This window comes from Vibrio sp. 3-2(1) (assembly GCF_963887575.1).
In the GTDB taxonomy this organism is placed as follows: Bacteria; Pseudomonadota; Gammaproteobacteria; order Enterobacterales; family Vibrionaceae; genus Vibrio; species Vibrio anguillarum.
Window position 1 is genome coordinate 1 of record NZ_CAWPGB010000034.1, and the last position, 4991, is coordinate 4991.

Here is a 4991-nt window from a genome sequence, read left to right on the forward strand (position 1 = left end):
CAGTTGGTAGTAAATGACAGTGCGAATTGTGGCAGCTAAAGATAAGTTTGGCTAAGCAATTCGTTCTTTATACTGAGTATTGGTTAAAAAACTGCATAACAAACGGCTCAAGAGGGATTGCCAACGCGTGGCGGCTTTAGTACAAAATTGAAATTCAGAGTTTACGGTGTGTTTTTAAGTTCGGCGATGCGTTGTCAACCCCTTAGCCGGGCGTTAGCTGGGGTTAAGAAAAACGGTGAATTTAGGGTGGCAAGGCTTTCGGTTTTCTAGCTACACACCGGACAGTTCTCAGTTTCTCAACTATCTCGCCAGTGGCACTTTTCGGGAAGTGTTTGAACTTAACGAAGTCTGCTTACGGGAAATGTTGTGTTTGTTAAGTTCGTTGGCGTGGTTTCTTTGTTGCTTCAATTCATGAATGCCTAAATGTGTTTCGTGTGCTTTGTCGTTGGCTTTTTCGATAGAATTCTTTGCAAATTACCGAGCTCAGGAATGGTGATTTTCTCGGTCATTTCTTCTTTACCAAGCGCATTTCGTGGATTGGGTTTTAATTTCACAGCTGTCTGTTTTACTTTCCCGTTTGAAAGCAATAATGTGTTTAAAATTAGGCACTTTGGCGTAATTTGCTAGCGAAAGTGCAGCAGCTAACTAGGCGTTTAAGACGGATTTCCAACGCTTGGGAGTTTCGGCTCTAGGTTGAGTTTTGTGTTTAAGGCGCAATGGGTTAGGATTGTGGTCGCGTTGCTCACCACTTAACGCAGCGTTATATTCATTGGAGTAAATTAGGTGGTCGAGTTATTAATGGAAAAACTGTCAAACGATGGTTTTTGGTCCATTTCCGGAGCATTAGTTGGTGCTTTCGTTGGTTCGCTTTGCGGGCTTTTAGCGAGCTTATACCTTGATGTAAAAAGAGAAAGTAAGGTGAAGAGTGCTTTTTACACAGAAGCTGAGTTTTTGTCTAACATCATGGGGGCTTTTTTAGTTGCTATAGTCTTTGAGTATGAAAAATCAAAAATAGACCTGGCTAAAAATGAAAGCTTTAGCGGACCATTGGAACTGGATTTTAGCGTGCTTAACACACTCTTTCTTGAGTTATATAAAACGAAAAATATCCCTAGTACAGACCACCGTCAGTTCATGTTGAATCTAAGTTCTCAATGGGAAAGAATCTGCAAGATGGATGTTGGACGTGTTGAAAAAATCCTAAACACAAGTATCTACCAAGTGTCACCTACCAAATCTAAAGAAATAGTATTTTTCTTGGTAGATCTGTTGTACCACTTGAATCTGCTGGTAGTTCAGCAAAGAAAGTTTAGGTTCGGCGAACACAATTTTAAAACTAAGGCGCTGTCAGTGTTTGCAAAGTACGAAGTTGATAATTCTGATTTGATGGAAAAAATCGCTGAAGAAGCGGCGCATTGGTAAATGAATATAACAAACTGTTTAAGAGTGATTCGCAACGCGTGGCATTTTTGCTATGCGTTGCGTTTAGTGTTTAAGGTGGCATGCGGTAGCATCGGTATTGCGTTGCTCACACCTTAACAGGGCGTTAGGTATTTGGAGGCATCATGAGATCAATCTTGTTGATTATTTGTACTGTTTTATTAAACGGCTGCTTGGGTATGCCCGAATCAGTAAAGCCTGTGTCGGATTTTGAACTGAACAATTATTTAGGTAAATGGTACGAGGTTGCTCGACTTGATCACTCTTTTGAAAGAGGTTTAAGTCAGGTTACTGCGGAATACAGTGTTCGAAATGATGGCGGTGTTTCGGTTCTTAATCGTGGTTATTCCGAAGAGAAAGGTGAGTGGAAAGAGGCTGAAGGCAAAGCTTACTTTGTAAATAGTCCAACAGACGGTTATCTGAAGGTTTCATTTTTTGGTCCGTTTTATGGCTCTTACGTGGTGTTTGAGTTAGAGCGTGAAAACTACAGTTATGCCTTCGTATCAGGGCCGAATACAGAATATCTGTGGTTACTTTCAAGAACGCCTAGAGTCGAACCAGACATTCTGGAGAAGTTCGTTCAAATGTCGAAAGAGCGTGGCTTTGATACAAATCGGCTCATTTACGTTCGGCAGCAATAAATACCTAACAAACGGCTCAAGAGGGATTGCCAACGCGTGGCGGCTTTAGTACAAAATTGAAGTTCAGTGTTTACGGTGTGTTTTTTGAGTTTGGCGGTGCGTTGTCAACCCCTTAGCCGGGCGTTATGCTTAATCCATAAAAATCAGTAGGTTGAGGTTGTCGATTCCTTTGGCATTTCGTTCAGGTTTTGTCGGCAATTTAATATTGTTTTTCGCTGCCTAATGAAACAGCAATGTATCTGGCGCTGTAAATTCTGAGTGATTGCCTCATTGGGTTTTTGAGTCTGTGCGAGGTTAGTATTGTTGGCTCAAGTCGCTTTGAGTAGTTTGGTGCCTTTACTTATGGGCTTAAAGCTTGTCGGCAATTGAGCATTGTTTTGCGCTGCCTAATGAAACGGCAATATGTTTATCACTGTACGTTTCAGCGTGATTGCCTCATTGAGTTATTGCGCCCATGCGTGGTGAGTGAGTTTGTCGGAGAGGGTTTCCACATTGACCTAGTTGCTAAATGAAAGCCTGCATTGGTCAGTTCATAGGTAAAAGTTGAGCCAGTTCTAATTAAAGGGAATTCGAAGTTTAGCCAATGATTTCAGTGATTTACTCTTGGGCTTGTTCGAATGTAAAGTGTTGAAGCTTAAGCATAACAAACGCCTCAAGAGGGACTGTCAACGCGTGGCGTTTCCAGTCCCATTGAGCCGCGGTGGTTACGGTTGTTGTGATTGAGTTTAGTGTTATGCGTTGCCAGCCCCTTAGGCGGGCGTTAGGCAAAGTGAGTTTTTATCAGCTAAATCGAGTTTGAATTGAACGGTAAATCCCATGCTCTCAGACTGAACTTAAGCAATAAATCGTCATCACATATTTGTTGTTTCTTGATCGAGTTGGGTTGTTTAGCGCTGTAAATTCAGCGGCAAAATAACCTTCAGCATCTAAACGTCCGCCGAGCATGCTACGCTCGTCACTTTTCTTCCAAACCGCTCAATTTGAGTTTTTTTGTTTCTTTGCTGATTTAGCATTTTGGTTTATAAATGAATCGGTTAGTTTGTTTTAAGTTTACAAAAAAGCTCGTTCTTTGGTTTTGAAAGTATCGTTGTCAATCGGTTGGCCTAACAAACGGCTCAAGAGGGATTGCCAACGCGTGGCGGTTTTAGTGCAAAATTGAAGTTTAGTGTTTACAGTGTGTTTTTTGAGTTCGGCGGTGCGTTGTCAACCCCTTAGCCGGGCGTTAGGCAAGGTGAGTTTTTATCAGCTAAAACGAGTCGAAATTGAACGGTAAATGCCATGTTCTCAGGCTGAGCTTAAGCAATAAATCGTCATCACATATTTGCTGTTTCTTGATCGCGTTGAGTTGCTTTTCGTTGTGAGTTTAGCAGCAAAATAACCTTCAGCATCCAAACGTCCGCCGAGAATGCTACGCTCGTCACTTTTCTTCCAAACCGCTCAATTTGAGTTTTTTGTTTCTTTGCTGATTTAGCATTTTGGTTTATAAATGAATCGGTTAGTTGGTTTTAAGTTTATAAAAAAGTTCGTTCTTTAGTTTTGAAAGTGTCGGTGTCAATCGGTTGGCCTAACAAACGGCTCAAGAGGGATTGCCAACGCTTGGCGACTTTAGTTCAAAATTGAAGTTCAGTGTTTACGGTGTGTTTTTTGAGTTCGGCGGTGCGTTGCCAACCCCTTAGCCGGGCGTTAGGGCTCTCGAAAAAGTTAGGATAATTAGAAATGGCAAAGTTCCATAAAGAACTGGAAAAGTGTGATGGTGAAAAAGCCGTAATTTTAGGTAATGGTTTTGGCATCGCATATGATATTGCTGCCGAAGAAGATAACTTCAATTGGAACACGCTTCTGGATCTCTGTGAGATCGAAGAAGGTAGTCAATTGCATAGATTGTTGGCGGAGAGCTTTTATGACTTCGAATTAGTTCATCAAAAGCTAAATAACGCTATAGATGTTATAGCCATGTATGAACCAACAAGTGACTTAACAGCAGAGCTGCAATCTCAAATCCAACATTTGAGAGAACAGCTTGTAATTGCAGTGTCTAGTTCTCACCCATCTGCTTTTACAACCGATTGCAGTCCTAAAAAAGAAAAGCAGCGAAAAAAACGTGTTGAAAAGTGCCGAACATTTTTAGGTAACTTTGATAACGTATTTTCATTAAACTACGACCTACTGCTGTATTGGGTCAGATGCTTTGAAAATAAACATTTGGGTAAAGATTCCTTCTCAAAGCTCGATGATGAGCTTGTATTTTCGCCTGATGAAAATGCCAACTTCTTTTTTCTGCACGGTTCACTTTTTCTTTATCGGGATGGTGTTGGGGCAATTAAGTCTCGTAGCTCAAGAGCAAATCCTATCTTAGCTCGTTTGGAACGAAACATTGAGAATGGTGTATTCCCAATGTGTGTGTCTGAAGGTACTGGTGAGCAAAAACTAGAAGCGATAAAGAATAACTACTATTTGCATTATGCATACAATCGAATCAAAGAGTGTGAAGGTACAATATTTACATTCGGTTGCTCATTTTTGGACTCAAAGGATGATCATATTATTAAAGCTATGCTCCAGAGCCCCGCAGAAAAGATAGTTGTCGGTGAGTTTAAGCCAACTAAAAAGAATTACCACCGCTTAGAGTTAGCATTTGAACATTGCCAAGCACAGTTAAAAACGAAGAAAGAAGTTATTATTGCTGATACTGACGGTGTTGAGGTTTGGTAGCAAGCCCTAACAAACGCTTCAAGAGGGACAGCCAACGCGGGGCATTTTTACTATGCGTTGGTTTGTGTGATTGTAGTGGTCAACTAAAATTGGCCACGGTTTTAGAGTTTTCCCAATATAATCGTTCTGATTCATTGGGAGTTAGACCACCGTTATACTGATGTGGCCTGAGTTGGCAGTAATATCCGATAATGTAGC

At 41.1% G+C, this 4991-nt stretch carries 3 protein-coding genes and 1 pseudogene; all 4 read left to right on the forward strand.

Annotation, left to right across the window (positions count from 1 at the left end; translation table 11 throughout):
- Nucleotides 1-798 precede the first annotated feature (798 nt).
- The 4 genes and pseudogenes from AACQ79_RS12960 to AACQ79_RS12975 all read left to right on the forward strand — a co-directional run bounded on the left by AACQ79_RS12960 (nt 799) and on the right by AACQ79_RS12975 (nt 4793).
- Nucleotides 799-1422 (forward strand): hypothetical protein, encoded by a 624-nt coding sequence (locus AACQ79_RS12960; RefSeq protein ID WP_170899876.1) that lies wholly within the window; start codon nt 799-801, stop codon nt 1420-1422.
- A 143-nt stretch (nt 1423-1565) separates the two neighbouring features.
- Nucleotides 1566-2081 (forward strand): lipocalin family protein, encoded by a 516-nt coding sequence (locus tag AACQ79_RS12965; protein ID WP_170899878.1) that lies wholly within the window; start codon nt 1566-1568, stop codon nt 2079-2081.
- A gap of 251 nt (nt 2082-2332) precedes the next feature.
- Nucleotides 2333-2593 (forward strand): annotated as a pseudogene (locus AACQ79_RS12970) (DUF3709 domain-containing protein).
- A 1204-nt stretch (nt 2594-3797) separates the two neighbouring features.
- Nucleotides 3798-4793 carry a DUF4917 family protein gene (locus AACQ79_RS12975; protein WP_212756443.1) on the forward strand — a complete coding sequence of 332 codons (996 nt, stop codon included), beginning with the start codon at nt 3798-3800 and terminating at the stop codon, nt 4791-4793.
- The last annotated feature ends 198 nt before the right edge of the window (nt 4794-4991 follow it).